Annotated in this window: 15 protein-coding genes; 9 read left to right on the forward strand and 6 right to left on the reverse strand. The window is 71.1% G+C overall.

Features of this window, described 5'->3' with window-relative positions:
- On the reverse strand, positions 1-1,471 hold a 1,471-nt coding region (locus ACI2L1_RS00335), incomplete at its 3' end, for an AAA family ATPase (protein WP_404737069.1).
- A gap of 179 nt (positions 1,472-1,650) precedes the next feature.
- On the opposite strand from ACI2L1_RS00335, the gene ACI2L1_RS00340 reads away from it, so the two are divergent.
- The 4 genes from ACI2L1_RS00340 (at position 1,651) to ACI2L1_RS00355 (ending at position 5,393) form a co-directional block, all read left to right on the forward strand.
- Positions 1,651-2,301, forward strand: coding sequence for a GNAT family N-acetyltransferase (locus tag ACI2L1_RS00340; protein ID WP_404737070.1), 651 nt, complete (start codon positions 1,651-1,653; stop codon positions 2,299-2,301).
- A 57-nt stretch (positions 2,302-2,358) separates the two neighbouring features.
- Positions 2,359-2,958 (forward strand): GNAT family N-acetyltransferase, encoded by a 600-nt coding sequence (locus ACI2L1_RS00345; RefSeq protein ID WP_404737071.1) that lies wholly within the window; start codon positions 2,359-2,361, stop codon positions 2,956-2,958.
- Positions 2,955-3,755, forward strand: a complete 801-nt coding sequence (locus tag ACI2L1_RS00350) for a GNAT family N-acetyltransferase (protein WP_404737072.1) — start codon at positions 2,955-2,957, stop codon at positions 3,753-3,755. The genes ACI2L1_RS00345 and ACI2L1_RS00350 overlap by 4 nt, the downstream gene beginning before the upstream one ends.
- 96 nt (positions 3,756-3,851) lie before the next feature.
- Entirely contained in the window at positions 3,852-5,393 is a 1,542-nt protein-coding gene (locus ACI2L1_RS00355; RefSeq protein ID WP_404737073.1) for a sulfatase, read from the forward strand.
- Positions 5,394-5,530: 137 nt separating this feature from the next.
- Here ACI2L1_RS00355 and ACI2L1_RS00360 read toward each other — a convergent pair whose 3' ends face one another.
- Entirely contained in the window at positions 5,531-6,376 is an 846-nt protein-coding gene (locus ACI2L1_RS00360) for a rhomboid-like protein (protein ID WP_404737074.1), read from the reverse strand.
- Between the two features lie 139 nt (positions 6,377-6,515).
- On the opposite strand from ACI2L1_RS00360, the gene ACI2L1_RS00365 reads away from it, so the two are divergent.
- The 4 genes from ACI2L1_RS00365 to ACI2L1_RS00380 all read left to right on the forward strand — a co-directional run bounded on the left by ACI2L1_RS00365 (position 6,516) and on the right by ACI2L1_RS00380 (position 13,283).
- Positions 6,516-7,193 (forward strand): spermidine synthase, encoded by a 678-nt coding sequence (locus ACI2L1_RS00365; protein ID WP_404737075.1) that lies wholly within the window; start codon positions 6,516-6,518, stop codon positions 7,191-7,193.
- Between the two features lie 123 nt (positions 7,194-7,316).
- Positions 7,317-8,054 carry a response regulator transcription factor gene (locus ACI2L1_RS00370; RefSeq protein ID WP_067439493.1) on the forward strand — a complete coding sequence of 246 codons (738 nt, stop codon included), beginning with the start codon at positions 7,317-7,319 and terminating at the stop codon, positions 8,052-8,054.
- Positions 8,051-9,157, forward strand: coding sequence for a sensor histidine kinase (locus ACI2L1_RS00375; RefSeq protein WP_404737076.1), 1,107 nt, complete (start codon positions 8,051-8,053; stop codon positions 9,155-9,157). Before ACI2L1_RS00370 ends, ACI2L1_RS00375 begins: the two co-directional genes overlap by 4 nt.
- Positions 9,158-9,449: 292 nt before the next feature.
- Positions 9,450-13,283, forward strand: a complete 3,834-nt coding sequence (locus ACI2L1_RS00380; RefSeq protein ID WP_404737077.1) for a multifunctional oxoglutarate decarboxylase/oxoglutarate dehydrogenase thiamine pyrophosphate-binding subunit/dihydrolipoyllysine-residue succinyltransferase subunit — start codon at positions 9,450-9,452, stop codon at positions 13,281-13,283.
- A gap of 64 nt (positions 13,284-13,347) precedes the next feature.
- On the opposite strand, the gene ACI2L1_RS00385 is transcribed toward ACI2L1_RS00380, so the two are convergent.
- From ACI2L1_RS00385 to ACI2L1_RS00400, 4 genes are all read right to left on the reverse strand, one after another.
- Complete coding sequence (locus ACI2L1_RS00385; protein WP_404737078.1) at positions 13,348-17,496, reverse strand: SAV_2336 N-terminal domain-related protein; 4,149 nt, start codon at positions 17,494-17,496, stop codon at positions 13,348-13,350.
- 77 nt (positions 17,497-17,573) lie between these two features.
- On the reverse strand, positions 17,574-18,605 hold the full coding sequence (locus ACI2L1_RS00390) for an AAA family ATPase (RefSeq protein WP_404737079.1): 1,032 nt from the start codon (positions 18,603-18,605) through the stop codon (positions 17,574-17,576).
- Positions 18,606-18,648: 43 nt separating this feature from the next.
- Positions 18,649-20,565 (reverse strand): trypsin-like peptidase domain-containing protein, encoded by a 1,917-nt coding sequence (locus ACI2L1_RS00395; RefSeq protein ID WP_404737080.1) that lies wholly within the window; start codon positions 20,563-20,565, stop codon positions 18,649-18,651.
- Positions 20,562-20,969 carry a CU044_2847 family protein gene (locus tag ACI2L1_RS00400; protein ID WP_404737081.1) on the reverse strand — a complete coding sequence of 136 codons (408 nt, stop codon included), beginning with the start codon at positions 20,967-20,969 and terminating at the stop codon, positions 20,562-20,564. The genes ACI2L1_RS00395 and ACI2L1_RS00400 overlap by 4 nt, the downstream gene beginning before the upstream one ends.
- Before the next feature lie 130 nt (positions 20,970-21,099).
- On the opposite strand from ACI2L1_RS00400, the gene ACI2L1_RS00405 reads away from it, so the two are divergent.
- On the forward strand, positions 21,100-21,279 hold the full coding sequence (locus ACI2L1_RS00405) for a DUF6104 family protein (RefSeq protein ID WP_003992906.1): 180 nt from the start codon (positions 21,100-21,102) through the stop codon (positions 21,277-21,279).
- The last annotated feature ends 22 nt before the right edge of the window (positions 21,280-21,301 follow it).

Below are 21,301 nucleotides of genomic sequence, written 5' to 3' on the forward strand. Positions count from 1 at the left end.
GGATGGCCTCCAGGACGTTGGCCGTCGCGAGGAACACCACGTCGGACAGGTCGAGTTCGACCTCCAGGTAGTGGTCGCGGAAGGTGTGGTTCTGCGCCGGGTCGAGGACCTCCAGGAGGGCCGCCGCGGGGTCGCCGCGGAAGTCGGAGCCCACCTTGTCGATCTCGTCGAGCAGGACCACCGGGTTCATCGAACCGGCCTCCTTGATCGCCCGTACGATCCGTCCGGGCAGCGCTCCGACGTACGTCCGCCGGTGACCGCGGATCTCCGCCTCGTCCCGTACGCCACCGAGGGCGACGCGGACGAACTTGCGGCCCATGGCGTGGGCGACGCTTTCGCCGAGACTCGTCTTTCCGACGCCGGGAGGCCCTACGAGGGCGAGCACGGCACCGCCGCGCCGGCCCCCGACGACCCCGAGCCCCCGGTCGTTACGACGCTTGCGCACCGCCAGGTACTCGGTGATCCGCTCCTTCACGTCCTCCAGGCCCGCGTGCTCGGCGTCGAGGATCGCCTTGGCGCCCTGGATGTCGTAGGCGTCTTCGGTCCTTTCGTTCCACGGCAGTTCAAGGACCGTGTCCAGCCAGGTGCGGATCCAGGAGCCCTCCGGGGACTGGTCGCTGGACCGCTCCAGCTTGTCGACCTCCTTGAGGGCGGCTTCCCGCACCTTCTCGGGCAGGTCGGCGGCCTCCACGCGCGCGCGATAGTCGTCGGACTCCTCGCCGTCCTGCTCGCCGTTGAGCTCCCGCAGTTCCTTGCGTACGGCCTCCAGCTGGCGGCGCAGCAGGAACTCGCGCTGCTGCTTGTCGACGCCCTCCTGGACGTCCTTGGCGATGGTCTCGGCGACGTCCTGCTCGGCGAGGTGGTCGCGCAGCTGCTGGGTGGCGAGCTTGAGACGGGCCACCGGGTCGGCGGTCTCCAGGAGCTCGACCTTCTGCTCGGTGGTCAGGAAGGGCGAGTAACCCGAGTTGTCGGCAAGGGCGGACACGTCGTCGATGGCCTGCACCCGGTCCACGATCTGCCAGGCACCGCGCTTGCGCAGCCAGGCGGTGGCGAGGGCCTTGTACTCCTTGACCAGTTCGGCGACATGGCCGGGCAGCGGTTCGGGGACGGTCTGGTCGACCCTCGCCCCCTCCACCCACAGGGCGGCACCCGGTCCGGTGGTGCCCGCACCGATCTTCACCCGGCCCCGGCCACGGATGAGGGCGCCCGGGTCGCCGTCGGCCAGCCGACCGACCTGCTCGACGGTGCCGAGCACGCCTGTGCTCGCGTACGTCCCGTCGATGCGTGGCACCAGCAGCACCTTGGGCTTGCCCGGTTCGGACCGCGCGGCGGCTTGGGCGGCCTCCACCGCGGCGCGCACGTCGGCGTCGTTCAGGTCCAGCGGAACCACCATCCCGGGCAGCACGACCTCGTCGTCGAGCGGCAGCACAGGCAGGGTGAGCGGTGTGAACGCCTTGGACTCAGCAGCCATGATCTCCCCTTCGGCAGTCAAGTTGAGTTATGCCGACTCAATGCATGTGAGCCTTCGAATGTTCCCCGCCCGCTTCCGTGTTCGCTGTGGGCGATCACGGCTGCCGGAATCGGTGACGCGGGGCCTATCGTCTTCGTGTAATAGGCGAGTCTCACCATCAGCCATTACTGGGGGATGTCATGGACGGAGTCGTACGGGCGTGGGTGGACGGCTGGGTGGTGTCCCGTGGGGCCGCGCCACCGGAGCGTGAGCCATGGGGGTTCACCGTCGACGTGGGGCTGGTCGCGCAGGTGTCGCGGCACGTGTTCGACGCGCTGGGCGATCGCGTGGACGAGGGCGTCGTGCGCAAGGTGGCGGGCGGGGTGACCGGGGCCGGGGTGTGGCTCAAGGTGTTCCAGGACCCGGCTGTGGTCGGGGGCTGGCTGGGAGAGGGCTGGTGGGTGGATCCCGAGCCCGGGTATCTGATGACGGTCCCGCTGACCGGCGCCCGGGCCGACGTCCTGGACGGCTACCGGAAGCGCGTGTGGTCCGTCGGCGGCGTCACGCGCGTGCTCGTCGCCGCGCCCGACGGCTCCCTCGCGGCACGCGGCCAGGTCGCCCCGACCGGCGCGACCGCCGTCTTCGACCGGATCGAGACCGCGCCCGCGCACCGGCGCAGGGGGCTCGGCGGCACCGTGATGCGCACGCTCCAGACCGCGGCGGCCACCGCGGGGGCCAGGACCGGCGTCCTCGCGGGGACACCGGCCGGACGTGCGCTCTACGAGTCCCTCGGGTGGCATGTGGAAGCTCCGCTCACCAGTGCGAAGTTCGTGGGTCCAGGCGTCGCCTGACCGTCCGTGGGAAACCCTGAGGCGCCCCGGGACGGCCTCTGTCATGCTGCGCCGGTGATGGACCCGATACCTCCGGTGGTCCCCGCCGGCCGCATGGCGGACAACACCCAGCCGACCCTGGCTCTTCCCGACGGCCTGGAACTCCGCCCCTGGCGCCCCGCGGACGCCACCGCCCTGGTGACCGCGAGCCACGACCCGGCCATCAGCCAGTGGAACCTGCTGCCCGCGCTGACGCAGGAGGATGCGCGACTGCGGATCGGCCGGATGCGGGAGCGCTGGGAGACGGAGACGGGGGCGGTGTGGGCCGTCGCCGACCCTGACTCGGGCGAGGTGCTCGGCCTGGCGGCATGGATCAACGTCGACCTCCGGCGGGGCCGCGCCGAAGTCGCCTACTGGGTGCTCCCCGCCGTCCGCGGCACCGGCGTCGCCGTCGAGGCCGTCCACCGTCTGACCGGCTGGGCGCTGCACGACCTCGGCCTCCACCGCCTCACCCTCTGCCACGCGGTCGCCAACAAGGCTTCCTGCCGCGTCGCGGAGAAGACCGGCTTCCGCCTGGAGGGCACCATGCGCCACGCCCTGCTCCACGCGGACGGCTGGCACGACCAGCACCTCCACGCGCGCGTGCGGGTCCCCGACCAGGAGGAAGAACAGTCATGACCACGGCAGGCATACAGCCTCTCCTCTCCGCCTACGACGACCAGATGCGCGGCGCTCCCCCCACCCCGCCCGTGGGGGTGACGTACGAACGGGACGGACCGCTGCTGAGGATCGTCGGCCAGTTCCGCGGGTTCGTGAGCGGGCCGCGGGACCTCGGCGTCCACGGCGACGCGCTCGACGAACTGATAGCCCGCCAGCGCGACTTCTTCTCCGCGCGAGGCGAGGCCGTCGAGTGGAAGACCCGGTCCCACGACCTCCCGGCCGACCTCACCGAACGGCTCGGCGCGGCCGGATTCGTGCCCGAGGAGCGGGAGACCGTGCTGGTCGGCCGGGCCGCCGAGATGGCCGTGGCAGAGCCCGTGCTGCCGGACGGCGTCACCGTGCGCCGCGTCACGGCCGACGCGGACATGCGCCGGATCGCCGCGATGGAGTCGGCGGTCTGGGGCCAGGACTGGAGCTGGCTCGCCGCCGACCTGATCGGCCGGGTCGCCGCCGCGCCGGACGAGATCGCGGTGTACGTCGCCGAGGCGGACGGTGAAGTGGTGTGCGCCGCCTGGCTGGCGTTCCGCGCGGGCACGGAGTTCGCGAGCCTGTGGGGCGGCTCCACGCTCGCCGAGTGGCGGGGCAGGGGCATCTACCGCGCCCTGGTCGCCGTACGCGCCGCACTCGCCGTCTCCCGAGGGGTCACGTATCTGCACGTGGACGCGTCCGACGACAGCGCGCCCATTCTGCGCAGGCTCGGCTTCCACGCGGTGACCACGACGACGCCGTACGTCTGGACGCCACCGGGCCACTGAGACCGCCACGGCATCGCAAGGCCACCGCCACGATTCCGCAACGGCGTTCACAGGAAACGCCCGCACACTGCAAGCTCGTTCACAGCCTGTGCGGGCGTGGAAACGGGGATTTGCGGGGACTTGGGGGAGCTGATGGGCGAGGGACAGCCGAGGCGTGGGCCGGGTCGGCGGACGGTGATCGCGGGCGCGGCGGTGGTGGCCGCGGGGGCGGTGGTCCCGCTCGTCCTGAGGGCCGGGGAGGACTCCCCCGCGTCCCCGACGACGAGGAGCGCACCGCACCCGGCGGCCCCCGCCGCGAGCCGGGCCGTATCACCGGTGCCGGCCCCGACGCCGTACCGCCGCCCGCGCTCCGACCGCCGCCCCAACATCCTGTTCGTCCTCACCGACGACCAGCCCAAGGAGACGGACTGGGCGCTGCGCAGGACCGTCGACTGGCTCGGCGGGAGCGGGGTGGACTTCGCGCGGGCGCACGCCAACACCCCGCTGTGCGCCCCCTCGCGGGCGTCGATCATGTCGGGCCGGTACGCGCACCACCACGGCGTCCTCGACACCCGCCATCCCACCCGCCTGGACCAGCACGCCACGGTGCAGCGCCAGTTGCACGAGGCCGGCTACCGCACGGGCCTGTTCGGCAAGTACCTCAACTACTGGCCCACCGCGACCAACCCGCCGCACTTCGACGAGTGGCTGCTCCAGGAGCCGGTGGCGTACTACAACGGCCACTACAACGACAACGGCACGGTCCGGAACATCCCCGGCTACAACACCACCGTCATCAAGGACCGCGCCCTCGCCTTCATCGACAAGTCCCGCACGGACCAACGCCCTTGGTTCGCCTACGTCGCCACGCGCTCCGCGCACGAGGTGAACGTGCCGGAGAAGAAATACGCCCACGCGCGTGTGCCGGAGTGGGACGGCCGCCCGTCCGTCTTCGAGACGGGAAAGGCCGACAAGCCCCCCTTCCTGCGCGCTGCGAAGCACTCCTTCGCCCAGGGGAAGGCGCTGCGCACCCGGCAGCTCCGCACCCTTCTCTCCGTCGACGACGCGATGCGCGACCTCCACGACAAGCTGCGCACGCTGGGCCAGCTCGACAACACCCTGGTGCTGTTCACCAGCGACCACGGCCTGTGCTGGGGCGACCACGGCTGGCTGCGCAAGTCGGTGCCGTACCGCCCGAGCCTGGAGGTGCCGTTCCGGCTGTCCTGGCCGGCCGGAGGCCTGGGGAGCGCCGGGACCGACGAACGCCTCACCGGTCATGTCGACATCGCCCCCACCTTCCTCGACGCGGCCGGCATCACCCCGGACACCCCGCTCGACGGCCACTCCCTCCTCGACCGGGCCAACGACCGCGACCACCTGCTCGCCGAGTGGTGGTGGAACCGCCAGGACAAGCAACCGATCCACTCCTGGGCGTCGTACATCGGCAAGTCCGAGCAGTACACGGAGTACTACCGGGGCCGCCTCGACACCGAGGGCCGTCCGCAGGGCACCGGCGAGGTGCTCTTCCGCGAGTACTACGACCTTCGCGCCGACCCGTACCAGCTCAGGAACCGCCTGCACGGAGCGAGCACGGAGGAGGAACGGCGGCTGGGGATACCGGAGTTGGCGACGGGGCTGGCTGCGGCGCGGCGGGTCTAGGCGGCGGGGCCGGGTGACGATTCCGCGGGGAAGGACTGCCACGCGACAGGAACGGACCGCGGCCGACGACGAACGGCTACGGCCCGGCCGGGAAAGACGGCCCGCGACAGAGACCGACCGCGATCAACAACCAACGGCTACGGCACGGCCGGGACAAACTGCCGTGCGGTGGGCAAGGGCTGCGACGCCCGCTGCCACCGCCGCACCAGCGGCCAGGTCGTGACGCCGATCGTCAGCGCGATCAGGTGGCCCCAGTTGGTCATCGGGTCGGTGAAGGCGATCAGGTCGGTCACCAGCATCCAGCCGAACAGGACGAGCAACGGCCAGCGCAGCCATGGCCGGAGCAGCCCGGTCAGCGCGCCGAGGCTCGCGGCGACGCCGAAGCTGACGCCGTAGTCGAGGCGGTGGAGTGAGGTGGTGGGGAGGTGCCCGGCCAGGACCGCGAGGCCTATGGGGACCTCCGTCGCGAGGGTCGCGCCGACATGGCCGAGCAGGAAGACCCCGGCCGCGCGCACACCGCCGATCCGTCGCTCCAGCGCGGTGAGAACGAGCAGCAGGGCGATGGCGTACGGCGAGAGGATCCCGCCCGCGATCCACAGCGCACTGGCGAGCAGCACCAGCAGGGGCGTTCGCACCAGGTGGGCGACATCGGTACTGGAGCCCTGGTGCAGGGTGTGCACGAGGGCGGGGTCCAGGCGCGCGGCGACGAGCGAGACGACAGCCAGGACGGTGCCGTAGACGAAGGTGAACGGGGTCCCGGTGAGGGTGGGGAGCAGCCGCCACACGCGGGGGACGCGGAACCGGCGGGCCGGGGCGGCCGTGGCCACTTCCCGCGGCCGGTCGGTGACCACCGCCTCGCTCCGCTGCCGGGGCATGCCGTCGAGCAGCCCGGTGACGTCCGGAAAGCAGGCGTCCGAAGCGGGCGCGTCCGAAGCGGTCGGTGCGGTCGCGTCGGAAGGAGCTGTCGGGGCGGTCCGTTCCAAGGTGAGCTGCTCCTTCCGTTCCGCCCCAGCCTTCGCGCCCGAACCACCCGCTGTCTGTGACCGGCGCCACCCCTGCCCCGATTCACAGGGACTTCTCAAGATGCCCCGCCCCGGACGCCGTACCTGCCAGGATGGGCCGATGCCCACCTCGTACGACCTTCCCGAAGTCCTGGACCGTCGCGAGGGCCCCTACGGGGAGGTAGTCCTGCGGCGCCACGGCGAGTTGCTCCAGATCATCGCCAACGGCTGCTTCCTGATGGACACCTCCGACGGACGATCGGAGCGGATGCTGGTCGACGCGGCGCTCGGCGCGCTCGATGACCGACCCGATCCGCACGTCCTCATCGGCGGCCTCGGCGTCGGCTTCTCGCTCGCACACGCCGCCGCGAATCCGCGCTGGGGCCGGATCACGGTCGTCGAGCGGGAACCGGCGATCGTCGACTGGCACCGCACGGGCCCGCTGTCGGCGCTCTCGGCCGAGGCGCTCGGCGATCCACGGGCGAACATTCTGGAAACGGATCTAGTCGGATTCGTCAATGAGACATGCGCCACTTTTGACGCGCTGTGCCTCGACATCGACAACGGGCCCGACTGGACGGTCACGGAGGGCAACGGCGGACTCTACGCGCGTACCGGACTCACAAGCTGCGCAAGGGTGTTGAAGCCGGGCGGGGTACTGGCCGTGTGGTCCGCCAAACCCTCTGCGGAATTTGAGGGATCCCTAGCAAATGCCGGGTTCCAACAGGTACGTACCGAGGAGATCCCCGTTGCCCGGGGCGTACCCGACGTCGTACACCTCGCCGTCCGACCTGGATAGCAAAGGGGTGATGACTCCCCGTACTCTGCTTCCCTACGCCGATCATTCAAGCGTCAATCGCAGTCATGCGCAGACAAGGAATCACCCCACATGGTTCCGGAAAGCACTCCCCAGGGGCGGGCGATGGAGCAGACACACACCTCCCACAACGGCACGACGGCTACCCCGGGCGCACAGCGCCGGGTCCTGGTCGTCGAGGACGATCCGACGATCGTCGACGCCATCGCGACCCGCCTGCGCGCCGAGGGGTTCCTCGTGCAAACAGCGGTCGACGGTCCGTCGGCGGTCGACACGGCCGAGGCCTGGCAGCCCGATCTGCTGATCCTCGACATCATGCTGCCCGGCTTCGACGGTCTGGAGGTCTGCCGCCGTGTGCAGGCCGCCCGTCCGGTGCCGGTCCTCATGCTGACCGCGCGGGACGACGAGACCGACATGCTGGTCGGGCTCGGCGTCGGCGCCGACGACTACATGACCAAGCCGTTCTCGATGCGTGAGCTGGCCGCGCGCGTGCACGTCCTGCTGCGGCGGGTCGAGCGGGCCGCGCTGGCCGCCGCCACGCCTCGCTCCGGCATCCTGCGCCTCGGCGAGCTGGAGATCGACCACGCGCAGCGCCGGGTGCGGGTGCGCTCGGAGGACGTGCATCTGACACCCACCGAGTTCGACCTCCTGGTGTGCCTGGCGAACACCCCGCGCGCGGTGCTCTCCCGTGAGCAGCTGCTCGCCGAGGTGTGGGACTGGGCGGACGCCTCCGGCACTCGCACGGTCGACAGCCACATCAAGGCCCTGCGCCGGAAGATCGGCGCCGAGCGGATCCGCACGGTGCACGGCGTGGGCTACGCCCTGGAGACGCCGACGCCATGAGCGAGGGTCCGGCCGGCCGGAGAAGCCCCAGGGAGCCCTGGGGCGGCGTAAGCCCGTTCTCGATCAAGACCAAGCTGGGCGCCCTGGTCGTCATCGCGGTCCTCATCACCACCGGGCTGATGATGATCGCGATGCGCACAGCGACCGAGCTGCGCTTCATCACGGTCTTCTCGATGATCGCCACACTGCTCATTACGCAGTTCGTGGCGCATTCGCTCACCGCGCCGCTGGACGACATGAACGCGGTCGCCCGATCCATCTCGCACGGCGACTACACCCGCAGGGTCCGCGAGAACCGCCGGGACGAGCTGGGCGACCTGGCCCAGACGATCAACCGCATGGCGGACGACCTGGAGGCCCAGGAACGCCAGCGCAAGGAACTTGTGGCAAATGTCTCCCACGAGCTGCGCACACCCATCGCGGGTCTGCGCGCGGTGCTGGAGAACATCGTCGACGGAGTCACCCGGGCCGACCCCGAGACCATGCGCACGGCCCTGAAGCAGACCGAGCGGCTCGGCCGGCTGGTGGAGACGCTGCTGGACCTGTCCCGCCTGGACAATGGCGTCGTACCGCTGAAGAAGCGCCGTTTCGAGGTGTGGCCGTATCTCTCGGGCGTGCTCAAGGAGGCCAACATGGTCGCCTCGGCGCGCGCAGGCATTGCTTCCGGGTCCGGCAGTCACACGCGCAACGACGTACATCTGCACCTCGACGTGTCCCCGCCGGAGCTGAGCGCGCACGCCGACCCGGAGCGCATCCACCAGGTCGTCGCCAACCTCATCGACAACGCGGTCAAGCACAGCCCGCCGCACGGCCGGGTCACGGTCAGAGCGCGGCGCGGGCCGCTGCCGGAATCCCTTGACCTGGAGGTTCTCGACGAGGGCCCCGGCATCCCGCGCTCGGAGTGGCACCGCGTCTTCGAGCGGTTCAACCGCGGTCAGATCAGCCGGCCGCACGGTCCGGGCAGCGACGGCGGCACCGGACTCGGGCTCGCGATCGCCGCCTGGGCGGTGGATCTGCACGGCGGCCGGATCGGAGTGGCCGAATCCGAGCGGGGCTGCAGGATTCTTGTCACTCTGCCGGGACTTCCATCTCTGCCAAGTTGACGTAAAGTTCGAACCGGAGCCACAAGATCCATCTCTGTTCCGCGCTGACGGACACGTGTGATCAGGCAGAGGGCCGCGCCGTCGTCGCGCAGGGCCCCGCTCGGCGCTTCCCCCACACGGCTTCACGCAACGGAACCGCGCTTGTTTCCCGCCATTTCCACCCCCGAAACCCGCTCTTTGATGTGACTTACACGACGATGGACCGGCCCGGCCTGACCTTCACGGTCTTGGGGGCGTAGCCTTGATTCCCGCTGTCCATCACCTTGTGAAGCGGAAGAGGGCGGTTGCCGCCGTGTCGCCACAGTCCCCCAGTAACTCGAGCATCTCGACCGACGTAGACCAAGCGGGCAAGAACCCCGCGGCCGCGTTCGGCCCGAACGAGTGGCTCGTCGACGAGATCTATCAGCAGTACCTCCAGGACCCGAATTCGGTAGACCGAGCCTGGTGGGACTTCTTCGCCGACTACAAGCCAGGGGCAGCTGCCCCGGCTGCGGCGGGTACTGCGGCCGCGGGGGCCGCAGAGACCACCACCACGGCAGCGGCTGCGGCCGCTCCGGCTCCCGTCGCTCCGGCCCAGGCTCCCGCGCCGGCCGCCCCGGCCTCACCCGCGGCGGCTCCGGCTGCCGCGAAGCCGGCTGCCGCGGCCCCGGCGCCCGCCGCCGCTCCGGCCAAGGCCGCTCCGGCTCAGGCCGCTCCGGCCGCCGCCGCGAAGCTCCCGGGCCGCCCGAAGGCCGGTGAGGTCACGGCGGCTCCCCAGGGCCCCGAACTGATCACGCTGCGCGGCCCCGCCGCCGCGGTCGCGAAGAACATGAACGCCTCCCTGGAGGTGCCCACGGCCACGTCCGTGCGCGCGGTCCCGGTGAAGCTGCTCTTCGACAACCGCATCGTGATCAACAACCACCTCAAGCGCGCCCGGGGCGGGAAGATCTCCTTCACGCACCTGATCGGGTACGCGATGGTGCAGGCCATCAAGGCCATGCCGTCCATGAACTACTCCTTCGCGGAGAAGGACGGCAAGCCGACCCTGGTCAAGCCGGAGCACATCAACTTCGGCCTCGCCATCGACCTGGTGAAGCCCAACGGCGACCGCCAGCTGGTCGTCGCGGGCATCAAGAAGGCCGAGACACTGAACTTCTTCGAGTTCTGGCAGGCCTACGAGGACATCGTCCGCCGCGCCCGTGACGGCAAGCTGGGCATGGACGACTTCACCGGTGTGACGGTCTCCCTGACCAACCCCGGCGGCCTCGGCACCGTTCACTCGGTCCCGCGTCTGATGCCCGGCCAGTCGGTCATCATGGGCGTCGGCTCCATGGACTACCCGGCGGAGTTCCAGGGCACCTCCCAGGACACCCTGAACAAGCTCGGCATCTCCAAGGTCATGACGCTCACGTCGACCTACGACCACCGGGTCATCCAGGGCGCCGCCTCCGGCGAGTTCCTGCGGATCGTCGCCAACCTCCTCCTCGGCGAGAACAACTTCTTCGACGAGATCTTCGAGGCGCTGCGCATCCCCTACGAGCCGGTCCGCTGGCTCAAGGACATCGACGCCTCGCACGACGACGACGTCACCAAGGCCGCGCGCGTCTTCGAGCTCATCCACTCCTACCGGGTCCGCGGCCACGTCATGGCCGACACCGACCCGCTGGAGTACCGCCAGCGCAAGCACCCCGACCTGGACATCACCGAGCACGGCCTCACCCTGTGGGACCTGGAGCGCGAGTTCGCGGTCGGCGGCTTCTCCGGCAAGTCCCTGATGAAGCTGCGCGACATCCTCGGTGTGCTGCGCGACTCGTACTGCCGCACCACCGGCATCGAGTTCATGCACATCCAGGACCCGAAGCAGCGCAGGTGGATCCAGGACCGCATCGAGCGCGCGCACACCAAGCCGGAACGCGAGGAGCAGCTGCGCATCCTGCGCCGGCTGAACGCCGCGGAGGCCTTCGAGACCTTCCTGCAGACGAAGTACGTCGGCCAGAAGCGCTTCTCCCTGGAGGGCGGCGAGTCGGTCATCCCGCTGCTCGACGCGGTGCTTGACTCGGCCGCCGAGTCCCGACTGGACGAGGTCGTCATCGGCATGGCCCACCGCGGCCGCCTGAACGTCCTGGCGAACATCGTCGGCAAGTCGTACGCGCAGATCTTCCGCGAGTTCGAGGGCAACCTCGACCCGAAGTCGATGCACGGCTCCGGCGACGTGAAGTACCACCTGGGCGCCGAGGGCACCTTCACCGGCCTGGACGGCGAGCAGATCAAGGTCTCGCTGGCCGCGAACCCCTCCCACCTGGAGACGGTCGACCCGGTCATCGAGGGCATCACCCGCGCCAAGCAGGACATCATCAACAAGGGCGGCACGGACTTCACCGTCCTGCCGGTGGCCCTGCACGGTGACGCGGCCTTCGCGGGCCAGGGCGTGGTGGCCGAGACCCTGAACATGTCGCAGCTGCGGGGTTACCGCACCGGCGGCACGGTCCACATCGTCATCAACAACCAGGTCGGCTTCACGGCGGCTCCCGAGTCGTCGCGTTCCTCGATGTACGCCACGGACGTGGCCCGCATGATCGAGGCTCCGATCTTCCACGTGAACGGCGACGACCCGGAGGCCGTGGTCCGCGTGGCCCGTCTGGCCTTCGAGTTCCGCCAGGCGTTCAACAAGGACGTGGTGATCGACCTCATCTGCTACCGCCGCCGCGGTCACAACGAGTCGGACAACCCGGCCTTCACCCAGCCCCTGATGTACGACCTGATCGACAAGAAGCGCTCAGTGCGCAAGCTGTACACCGAGTCCCTGATCGGTCGCGGCGACATCACCCTGGAAGAGGCCGAGCAGGCCCTGCAGGACTACCAGGGCCAGCTGGAGAAGGTCTTCACCGAGGTCCGCGAGGCCGTCACGGCCCAGCCGGCCGCCGGACCGGTCTCCGACCCGCAGGCCGAGTTCCCGGTCGCCGTGAACACCGCGATCTCCTCGGAGACCGTGAAGCGGATCGCCGAGTCCCAGGTGAACATCCCCGACACCTTCCACGTCCACCCGCGTCTGCTGCCGCAGCTGCAGCGCCGGGCGTCGATGGTCGAGGACGGCACGATCGACTGGGGCATGGGCGAGACGCTGGCCGTCGGCTCCCTGCTCCTGGAGGGCACGCCGGTCCGCCTCTCGGGCCAGGACTCCCAGCGCGGCACGTTCGGCCAGCGCCACGCGGTCCTCATCAACCGTGAGACGGGCGAGGAGTACACCCCGCTCCAGTACCTCGCCGAGGACCAGGCCCGCTACAACGTCTACAACTCCCTGCTCTCCGAGTACGCGGTCATGGGCTTCGAGTACGGCTACTCGCTGGCCCGCCCCGACGCGCTCGTGATGTGGGAGGCGCAGTTCGGCGACTTCGTCAACGGCGCGCAGACGGTGGTCGACGAGTACATCTCGGCGGCCGAGCAGAAGTGGGGCCAGACGAGCGGCGTCACGCTCCTCCTCCCCCACGGTTACGAGGGCCAGGGCCCGGACCACTCGTCCGCCCGCGTGGAGCGCTTCCTGCAGCTCTGCGCGCAGAACAACATGACGGTCGCGATGCCGACGCTCCCGTCGAACTACTTCCACCTCCTGCGGTGGCAGGTGCACAACCCGCACCACAAGCCGCTGGTGGTCTTCACCCCGAAGTCGATGCTGCGCCTCAAGGCCGCCGCGTCGAAGACGGAGGAGTTCACGTCGGGTCAGTTCCGCCCGGTGATCGGCGACGCGACGGTGGACGCGGCCGCGGTCAAGAAGGTCGTCTTCTGCACCGGCAAGGTCTACTACGACCTTGAGGCCGAGCGTCAGAAGCGCGGTGTCACGGACACGGCGATCATCCGCCTTGAGCGCCTGTACCCCCTCCCGGGTGCCGAGCTCCAGGCCGAGATCGCCAAGTACCCGAACGCCGAGAAGTACCTCTGGGCCCAGGAGGAGCCGGCGAACCAGGGCGCATGGCCCTTCATCGCCCTCAACCTGATCGACCACCTCGACCTCGCGGTCGGCGCGGACGTCCCGCACGGGGAGCGCCTGCGGCGCATCTCCCGCCCGCACGGCTCCTCGCCCGCGGTGGGGTCGGCCAAGCGGCATCAGGCGGAGCAGGAGCAGCTGGTGCGTGAGGTGTTCGAGGCCTGAGCCTCTGAACTCGCCTGAACGACAGGGGCCGTTTCCCGGAGCTTTCCAGGGGACGGCCCCTTCGTCATGAGGCTCGGGGCCGGGGGCTGCTGTAGTAGACGGCCAGGTGACGAGCCCAGGCGGCCCGTTCGTCGGTGGGGTCGGCCGCGATACGGGCACGCAGCTCCCGTACGCGGTCGAGCAGTTCGTCGGCTCTCCGGGTGGAGCTCAGGAGGCCTTCCACGCCCTTGAAGAACTCGGCGCAGTCCGTGTCGGCGCCGGCCCCCCGGTCCCACAGGATCAGCGGGCATCCGGAGGAACGGGCCTCGTCCAGGGCCTGAGACCCGGCATGTCGGCATCCCACCGGCACCACACCGGTCGTGGAGAAGCTCGCCCACCGGCCGCGCGTCAGCAGACCGCGCCGGTGGACGCCGTTGTCCAACCGCATCGCGCTGAAGGGCTTGGACGAGGCCCGGTGCCTGCTCCACCACTCGTCGGGCCGCGCGTCCGACCCGTGCGGTGCCGTCATGACATAGGCATGGTGCCGCGCTCCCAAGGGCGCCGCCGTCTCGCCCCACAACCGCCAGGTCTCGACGGGGAGTTCCCACAGCAGCTCGGACGGCGGCATGAACACGACATGCCTGGCCAGTCCGTCTTCCGCTCCTGGCAGGACTTCCGCAAGGTAGGCACGCAGCTCAGCCTCCAACGCATCCCGGGACAGGCCGCGGTGCGAACGGTCGACGCGCGTGTTCGACAACCAGCTGTACCGGTTGTCGAAGTGGGAGCTGATCAGGACCGCTACGGAGGAAACATCTTCCTCACGGAACACCTCCGCCAGGACCTCCAGCACACGCCGTCGCGGACCCTCATTCAGGGACTGGGCATTTCGCGTGATCCAGGTGCGCAGCGCTTCCGTGACTCCCGGCACGGTTGAGTCGACGGCCGACCGCCACACCACGTGTTTACACACCCGCGCCGCGTAGAGCAGGGCCGGCTCCCGCCTGCGCCCCACGCCGTCCCGCCAGCTGCACAGAGGGGTGGCCGGGTCGCGCTCGCCGACCAGGGCTTCGATCTCGTGCGCTCCCTGCGGCGGGGGCAACTCGGCGAGCAGGGCGAAGAGTTCGACCCGCTCGACCGGTGAGAGGTCGGCCGCGCCCGACGAACTCTCGGCCAGCCGCGTCTGCACACCGGTCCAGGTCATGTTCGGGCCGCGCTGCCGGTACCGGTCCGCGTGGTGGCGGTCGTGGGCGCCGACGATCTCCTGCCACAGCGCGGATCCGCTGCCCGGCGCGGTGCCGAGCTCCCACATCGAGGTGAGTGGCACCAACCGGCGGCCTTGCCCAACCACCGCGACGACGGCCCTGTCGGGAGACGCGACGGCCGGTCCGCCCTGGGTGATCGAGGACGCAGGGCCATCCAGTACGGGCAGTTCCGTCCCGCTCCCGATGATTGTGCCCCGTCCGAAGGCCATGTACAGGCCGTCCGAGGAGGAGTCGACCGTGTACAACGTCACCGCTTCGAACGAGGCGTAGGGCTGATCCGTGAGCCACAGGCAGTCCGGGTCTTCGGCACCGGGAACGTGCAGGAGCGCCAGCTCGTCCACGACGACGGACCGGTCGACGCTGTAGCTCTGTCCGTCCATCGTCGTGACACTCCGGTCGAGCACCGGTTGTGAGTCGGCGGCGCTGGGCCGCGCAGAGAGGTGTGCCGCGGTGACCACCCAGCCGGGCGCGAGGAAGAACCCGCTCCCGCGCCGGCCGGGGACCGTGGTGTCGATCCGTACGAGCGCGCGCCGGACCAGTTCCGCCTCATCGGAGGAGTCCATCCGGACGACGTCGGTCACCTCGGCCCACGCCGGCGCCCGGGAGGTGATCAGGAAGTGTCCGTCGGTGATGAGCAGGTCGGACACCTGCCGGAAGTCGTCACAGTCGTCCAGGACGATCAGCGGGCGCAGCCCCGCCTCACTCAGTTCGACGAGCAGTGCTGCGGGCTCGGCCCCGCGCCGGAACTCGGCCGCGAACTCCCCCAGGCTTTCGGCGACAGCGCCCCGCACCCACCACACGAGGTCGTACTCGTCGCCGTGCCGGTCCACATATTCGGCCGCGAGCTGCGACTTCCCGGTCGCGGGCGGCCCGATCACGGCACAGGCCCCAGGGGGCACGGGCAGCAGCCGCCTCAACTCGGCCATGTACGCCTGGCTGTAGACATAACCCGGCGTCCGCTCGGGCACCTCACCGCGGACCGTCCGCGCGGGGCCGGGGTAGTCGGGCCGGGGAACGTCATCGGGCGCGTACGCACCCTGTTCGACGCCCAGCCGGTCCAGCAGCTTCCACCTGGCCATGCCCTCACCCAGCTGCGTCAGCTCCAGACCGATCGCCAGGTCCATGTCGTAGGAGGGCGACGACCGTTCGGGATGGACGTCGACCGCGATCACACCCGCGCGATGCGAGAACTGCGCCGCCGTGGTCTCCACGACATCCGCCTCGTACGGGTCGTACCACCCCCCGACCAGCAGCAGAACCCGATGCCGCGCACCACGCCCCACCGACCGCAGCAGCACCGCCCCGAGGCTCTCCCGGTCCAGCGTGTTCCACTCCCGCAGGTTCACCTCGCATCCGCAGACGCCGAGCACGTAGGCCATCCAGGAGGCCCAGGGCGCCTCGGACACGGTGTACACGACATCGAACGTCTCCCGGCGCGGCACCGACTCCGCCGCCTCGCTCCCGAACCGACCGAGCAACCGCGCTGACACCTCGGCGAAGGCTCGCGGCAACTCCCGGGGGGCCGTCCCCGGCACCGCCAGCAGCGCGGGGAAGGTCCGTTCCTTCCGCCCGAAGTGTCGCCCCACGTAATCCCCGGCGAGCTTCAACAGAAGCATCGCGTCCCCTCGGTGGAGCAGGCGCATCAGCTCGTCCCGCGCCCCGGGCACGAAGTCGTACCAGTCGTCACCGTCACCCCGCAGCAGCCCGCTCAGCAGCACCTCGGCCAGCACGGTCGGCCCGCTCTGCGGCTGCATCACCCGCTGGACGAGCTGCATCACGGGGAGCGTGAGCGGTACGGCGGTGAGGTGGACGGCCAGCGACACGGCGGGCCGGGAAGCGGTGCGCCGGAAGGCGGCCACCAGGGCCGGGGCGTCGGGGGCGGCCCGTGCCGGGCGGGGCGCCGCCGACGGGTGGTCCGCCCGCACCGGGGCGGCGGCTCCCGGCAGCGACAGACCGGTGTTCCCGGCCAGCAGCCGGGCCCAGGTACCCAGCGCCGCCCGGGTCGGCGACAGTACGGGCACCGGCAGCGCGTCCACCGGTCCGGGCTCCTGCGCCGCCTCGAAGTCCAGCCGCGCGCCGAGCCCTTCCCGTCGCCGCAGGACCCCGGGCGACGCCGGAAGGTGCGTCCGGCGCCACATCCGCTGTGGCAGCGGCTGTACGACGGCGACCGGCGCCGCCTGCCCCCAGTGGTGGAGCAGCCGCTGCATCCGGCCGGTGCGCCACAACGGCCCCGCGCAGTCGCTGAGCACCAGCGTCAGCTGCCGTCCCGTCGGATCGCGCAGCTGCTCCGCGGCCCGGACCGGCCCGGCGCCGTCCAGGGACCGTGACCTCGCGACGACCAGCCGGTCCTCGACACCGTCGTCGAGATGGTGGACGTACTGCATCGCCACCTCGCGGAACGCCCCGATGCCCGCGCAGATCTGCCGGAGTTCGTCGAAGGTGCTGTCCCAGACAGCCGTCGACGTCGATACGTCCATCAGGAGCCGAAGCCTCGCCTCACGGCCGGCGTCGGGGCGCAGGACGGGCAGCAACAAGCCGGTCTCCGCCGCCTGTTCCGCGGTCGCCTGCTCGTCCATGCGGTGGGCGCGGGTGCGGACAGGCGGGCGGTAGTGCCGCAAGGGCCGTAGCGCCCGCTGGAGTTGGAGGGGGTGGGGCAGTGTGGGGGCCGTGGGCACACGGACCCGGACGGAGTCGTCCGCCGGATCTGCGGGTCGGGCTCCTACCGTGGGCTCAGGGCTCAGCTGTCCGTGGTCGGGGGGCTCCCCCGCCGGGGCGTGGGGTTCGTGAGGTGGCTCCGCCGAATGCCCGGGGGTCGGCTGCGGGGGCCGGTGGGGCGGCGACGCCGTGCGCGGACCGTCCGGGCCCGCTTCGGTCCGGCCCAGCTGTCCGGCGAGCCACACCGCCTCGGCGAGTTCCCGTGGCGTCGCCTCGACACCCAGCGAGGCCCGCAGCCGTGCGGCCAGCGCGCTCACCGGGCCGCCACCAGGCTCCCCCCGCGAGCCCCCCATGTGCTCCCCGGGGCCGTCAGGCCCCCCTCGCCCCTCCGACATCAGCGGGCCCCGTGCCCGCCCTGGTCGAGTGGCCGCATCAGCAGTTCGGCGAGCCGCAGCCGGTCGGGCTCGCTGTCGCGCACCGCCTCCTGGGTGAGGTAGATAGCGTTGAGGAGTTGGTCGGCGGCCCGCAGCGAACCGGGGCTGGACTGGAGGAAGGCGCGGACCAGGGAGTCGGTCGCGGGCAGGCCGGCCTCGCCGAAGTGGGCGCGGACCATGGTCTCCAGACGGGCCGTGCCCCACTCGTCGTCGCGGGGCGAGGGCAGGTCGAGGTGGATGCAGCGGCGCAGCAGCGGGGCGGGGAAGTCACGTTCGCCGTTGCTGGTCATCACCACGATCGGGAAGGCCCGGCAGCGGACCCGCCCCTCCCGGACCGGAGCGCGCCGGCCGTCGTCGGTGAGGACCTCGGCCTCGGCCGTGCGCCGGGCGATCCGCTGGAGCTCGGTGATGCCGAACTCGCCTTCCTCCAAGGCGTTGAGGAGGTCGTTGGGCAGGTCGATGTCGCTCTTGTCGAGTTCGTCCACGAGCAGGACACGGGGCCGGGCGTGGGGCAGCAGCGCGGTTCCGAGCGGTCCGAGACGGAGGTAGTCGCCGATGTCCTCCGTGTACCGCTCGCCCGCGGCACGGGCCATCTGCATGTCCTGGAGGCGTGCGATGGCGTCGTACGTGTAGAGGCCGTCGCGCAGTGTCGTGCGGCTGACGATGGGCCAGTGCAGCACGCGGCCGAGGCCGAGTTCGTAAGCCAGGGCGTGCGCAAGGGTGGACTTGCCGGAACCGGGGTCGCCGGTCACCAGCAGGGGGCGCCGCAGATAGAGCGCGGCGTTGATCAGTTCCAGCTCCACGGGACGCCAGGCGATGCCGCGCAGGCCGCGGGTACCCAGGCGACGGGTCGACTCGGTGCCTAGCGGGGGTGGCCGCTCGATCACGGGCTCGCCGTCGAAGTTCCGCCACGGCGGTGGCGCGGGCAGCCGGTCGATGCCATCGTGCGGTTCGCCGACGCCCTGGTAGACGAACCAGTCGGGAGTGGTCACGGCGGTCTCCTTCGAACGGGGCACAGCATTCGGCAAGTAGTGCTCAGGGGGATTCCAGCCTGTCGTCGCACAGCGGAATCGGTCGGTGCGGATCGTCGTAGAGCAGGGCCAGGTGTTCGGCCCAGCTCGCGTCCTCGTCCGCCTCGCTGATCCGTTCGCGCAGGACCCGCACCTGTTCCGGCAGCGCGGTGACCTGTCGGGCGGCGGCGATCATCCGCGCCACGTGGTCGTGGAGCCGGTCGCAGTGCTCGCCGCAGCCGTGCGTGTGTTCGGCCTTGAGGTTCCACAGGACGACGCCGTACCCGGCGCCGATCGCCTCGGCCAGCGGGCCGCCGCTCTCGGCGGGCGGGCGGCACAACACGGGGACCGCGCCCGGCGGTGCCGTGTCCAGCATGTCCCTGGCGTACGCCGGCGACTGCACGGGCAGTGCCTTGAGGCCGCCCTCGACGACTCCGCGCCAGCGCTCCCGCCATGTCTCCTCGGGTTCGCCGCGCCGTTTCAGGCACCGCAGCACGACCTGCCGGTGCACGCCGAAGGGCCGCTCGGCGGGGTGCGGTCGCAGGCTGCGGACCACGAGGCCGGGGCGCCAGAGGTGAATATCGACGTCGAAGTGCTCCATGGGCAGGGCGAGTTCGAGCCGGGCCTGCCGAGGGACGGCGTCGAGCTGGGCGAAGGCGCGGGCGAGCGGTCCGCCGAGGAGATACGGAAGGTCCGCGAGGGCGGTTCCCTCGTCGGCCGGGCCCTCGTCCAGGGCCCGTACGGTGGCGGCGTCCCCGCGCCAGGACCAGATCCGCCAGTGGAAGCGGTCGTGCGGCCGGAAGAGGTCGGGTTCCAGCTCGACGGCCACGACGGGACCGTCACCGTCGTCCACGTATGCGTGGCGCCTCTCGGGCGGCGGGGCGACGCCCTTCTCGACGACCAGCGCCCGAAGGTGATCGGGAAGCCTGCTCGCCCGGCGCTCCACCCAGCGTTCCAGTTCCCGCGCGGCGCCGGCCGCCCGTGCCGCGGTGGCATGGGCCACTGCGCGCAGATAGTGCAGCGCGCGCAGGTCGGCGTCGTCGGGCGTGTCGTACAGCCAGCCCTGGCCATCGCGCCAGTCGATCGGAGCGGTCTCGTCCTCCCACAGCGGCTCGTGGCCGAGTACCCGGGCGATCATGTCCTGGAGTTCGGCGGGAGACTGCGGGCGGGGCAGCGCGGCGAGCAGCGCGCCCGCCTCCGCGCTGTCCCGTGGCGCCCAGGAACGGGCACCGGCGGGCCGCAGTTCGTCCTGCAGCCGTACCCAGGACACCGGGCCCTTGGCGGCCTCGTGCCAGCGGTCGTGCGCGCGGATCAGTTCCGCGTACGGATCCGCCCCCAGGGCGTTCTCCCCGCCCACCGCTCGTGCCTCGCGAAAGCCCCGCAGCGCTGCCGCCGCCACGGCCAAACCTCCGTCCCGGCCGACCCGGCGCGCCTTGACGACCCCTGCGACCACCCCGTGCTCACGGTCGAGGAGCGGCCCCCCGGAAGCCCCGCTGGGGATCTCCGTCCGGGGCCCGAGGGTGAGGCCGTACGCGCCGTCCCGGCCGTTGCACTCGCTCTCGCCGTCCCAGCGCTGCGGCAGACCGCCCTGCGGGGTGCGCCACCCGTACGCGGCGACGCTCACCGGCCGGTCGCACCGGTCCGTCAGCCGTACACAGGGGTGGTCGACGTCCGCCAGGAGCCGTACGAGGGCCAGGTCGTCCCCGGGATCGGGACCGCCCCCGAGCCAGTAGCCGAGCCGAGCGGGGACATCCAGCCGATGGCCCTGCACACGGAGCGGGCCCACGCCTTCCGCGCCCCGGGCGAGCGGCAGGACGTGCGCGCACGTCAGCACCCATCCGGGCGCGACGAAGAAACCACTGCCCCACAACGTGCCGGGGTTTTCTCTCGGGCCGATGCGCACGGTGGCCCGTATCGCGAGCTGTCCGAGCCGGTCGGTCATGCCGAGGTGGCGTCCCGGTCGCCATCGATGGGCGTGACGGTGGCGCCCGCGTCGGCTCCGGCCGCCTCGCCGTGCCAGGTGAGGGTGATCGACAGCGCCGCCTTGGCCTCCCCGTCGGCGAGCAGGGCGACGGCCCTGCCGGGCTTGAGGGCCAGCTCAACCCCGAAGGTGGCGCTGACCTCGTCGGGCCGCACGGCGCGAGCCGCGTCGAGAACGGCGCCGCCGATTCCGCGGACCAGTTCGCCCAGCTGGTCGATCCTGGCGGCCATGTGGTCGAGCGCACCGACGTCCTGGTAGGCGAACTCGTCACCGCCGACCGGCATCTCTTCGGGTGCCAGCACGCTGACCCGAGCGAGCACCTTCGCACCGCCGGGCAGCTCGATCTCCTGAATCCTGCGTTCCACTGCCGTCCCCCGTGCGCTGCCGACCAACTCGTTCCGCCGTGACGGCTGTTGCCGGCCTCGGCTCGTGTCATCCATTGTGCCTGGGCACGCGCCCATGGAGCCAATTCTTCGGCGCACTTATCCTTGCCCCATGTACTTCACGGACCGAGGCATCGAAGAACTGGAGAAGCGGCGCGGCGAGGAGGAGGTCACTTTTGAGTGGCTCGCCGAGCAGCTGCGGACGTTCGTCGACCTCAATCCCGACTTCGAGGTGCCGGTGGAGCGGTTGGCCACGTGGCTGGCCAGGTTGGACGACGAGGACGACGAGTAGGGCCGGTGTGGTGCGGGGCGCT

The organism is Streptomyces sp. NPDC019531 (assembly GCF_044903305.1).
In the GTDB taxonomy this organism is placed as follows: domain Bacteria; phylum Actinomycetota; class Actinomycetes; order Streptomycetales; family Streptomycetaceae; genus Streptomyces.

Coding starts and splice junctions, on each gene's coding strand:
- ACI2L1_RS00340 (WP_404737070.1), top strand. CDS start 1,651: ATGGACGGAGTCGTACGGGCGTGGGTGGACGGCTGGGTGGTGTCCCGT.
- ACI2L1_RS00345 (WP_404737071.1), top strand. CDS start 2,359: ATGGACCCGATACCTCCGGTGGTCCCCGCCGGCCGCATGGCGGACAAC.
- ACI2L1_RS00350 (WP_404737072.1), top strand. CDS start 2,955: ATGACCACGGCAGGCATACAGCCTCTCCTCTCCGCCTACGACGACCAG.
- ACI2L1_RS00365 (WP_404737075.1), top strand. CDS start 6,516: ATGCCCACCTCGTACGACCTTCCCGAAGTCCTGGACCGTCGCGAGGGC.
- ACI2L1_RS00370 (WP_067439493.1), top strand. CDS start 7,317: ATGGAGCAGACACACACCTCCCACAACGGCACGACGGCTACCCCGGGC.
- ACI2L1_RS00375 (WP_404737076.1), top strand. CDS start 8,051: ATGAGCGAGGGTCCGGCCGGCCGGAGAAGCCCCAGGGAGCCCTGGGGC.
- ACI2L1_RS00395 (WP_404737080.1), bottom strand. CDS start 20,565: ATGACCGACCGGCTCGGACAGCTCGCGATACGGGCCACCGTGCGCATC.
- ACI2L1_RS00405 (WP_003992906.1), top strand. CDS start 21,100: ATGTACTTCACGGACCGAGGCATCGAAGAACTGGAGAAGCGGCGCGGC.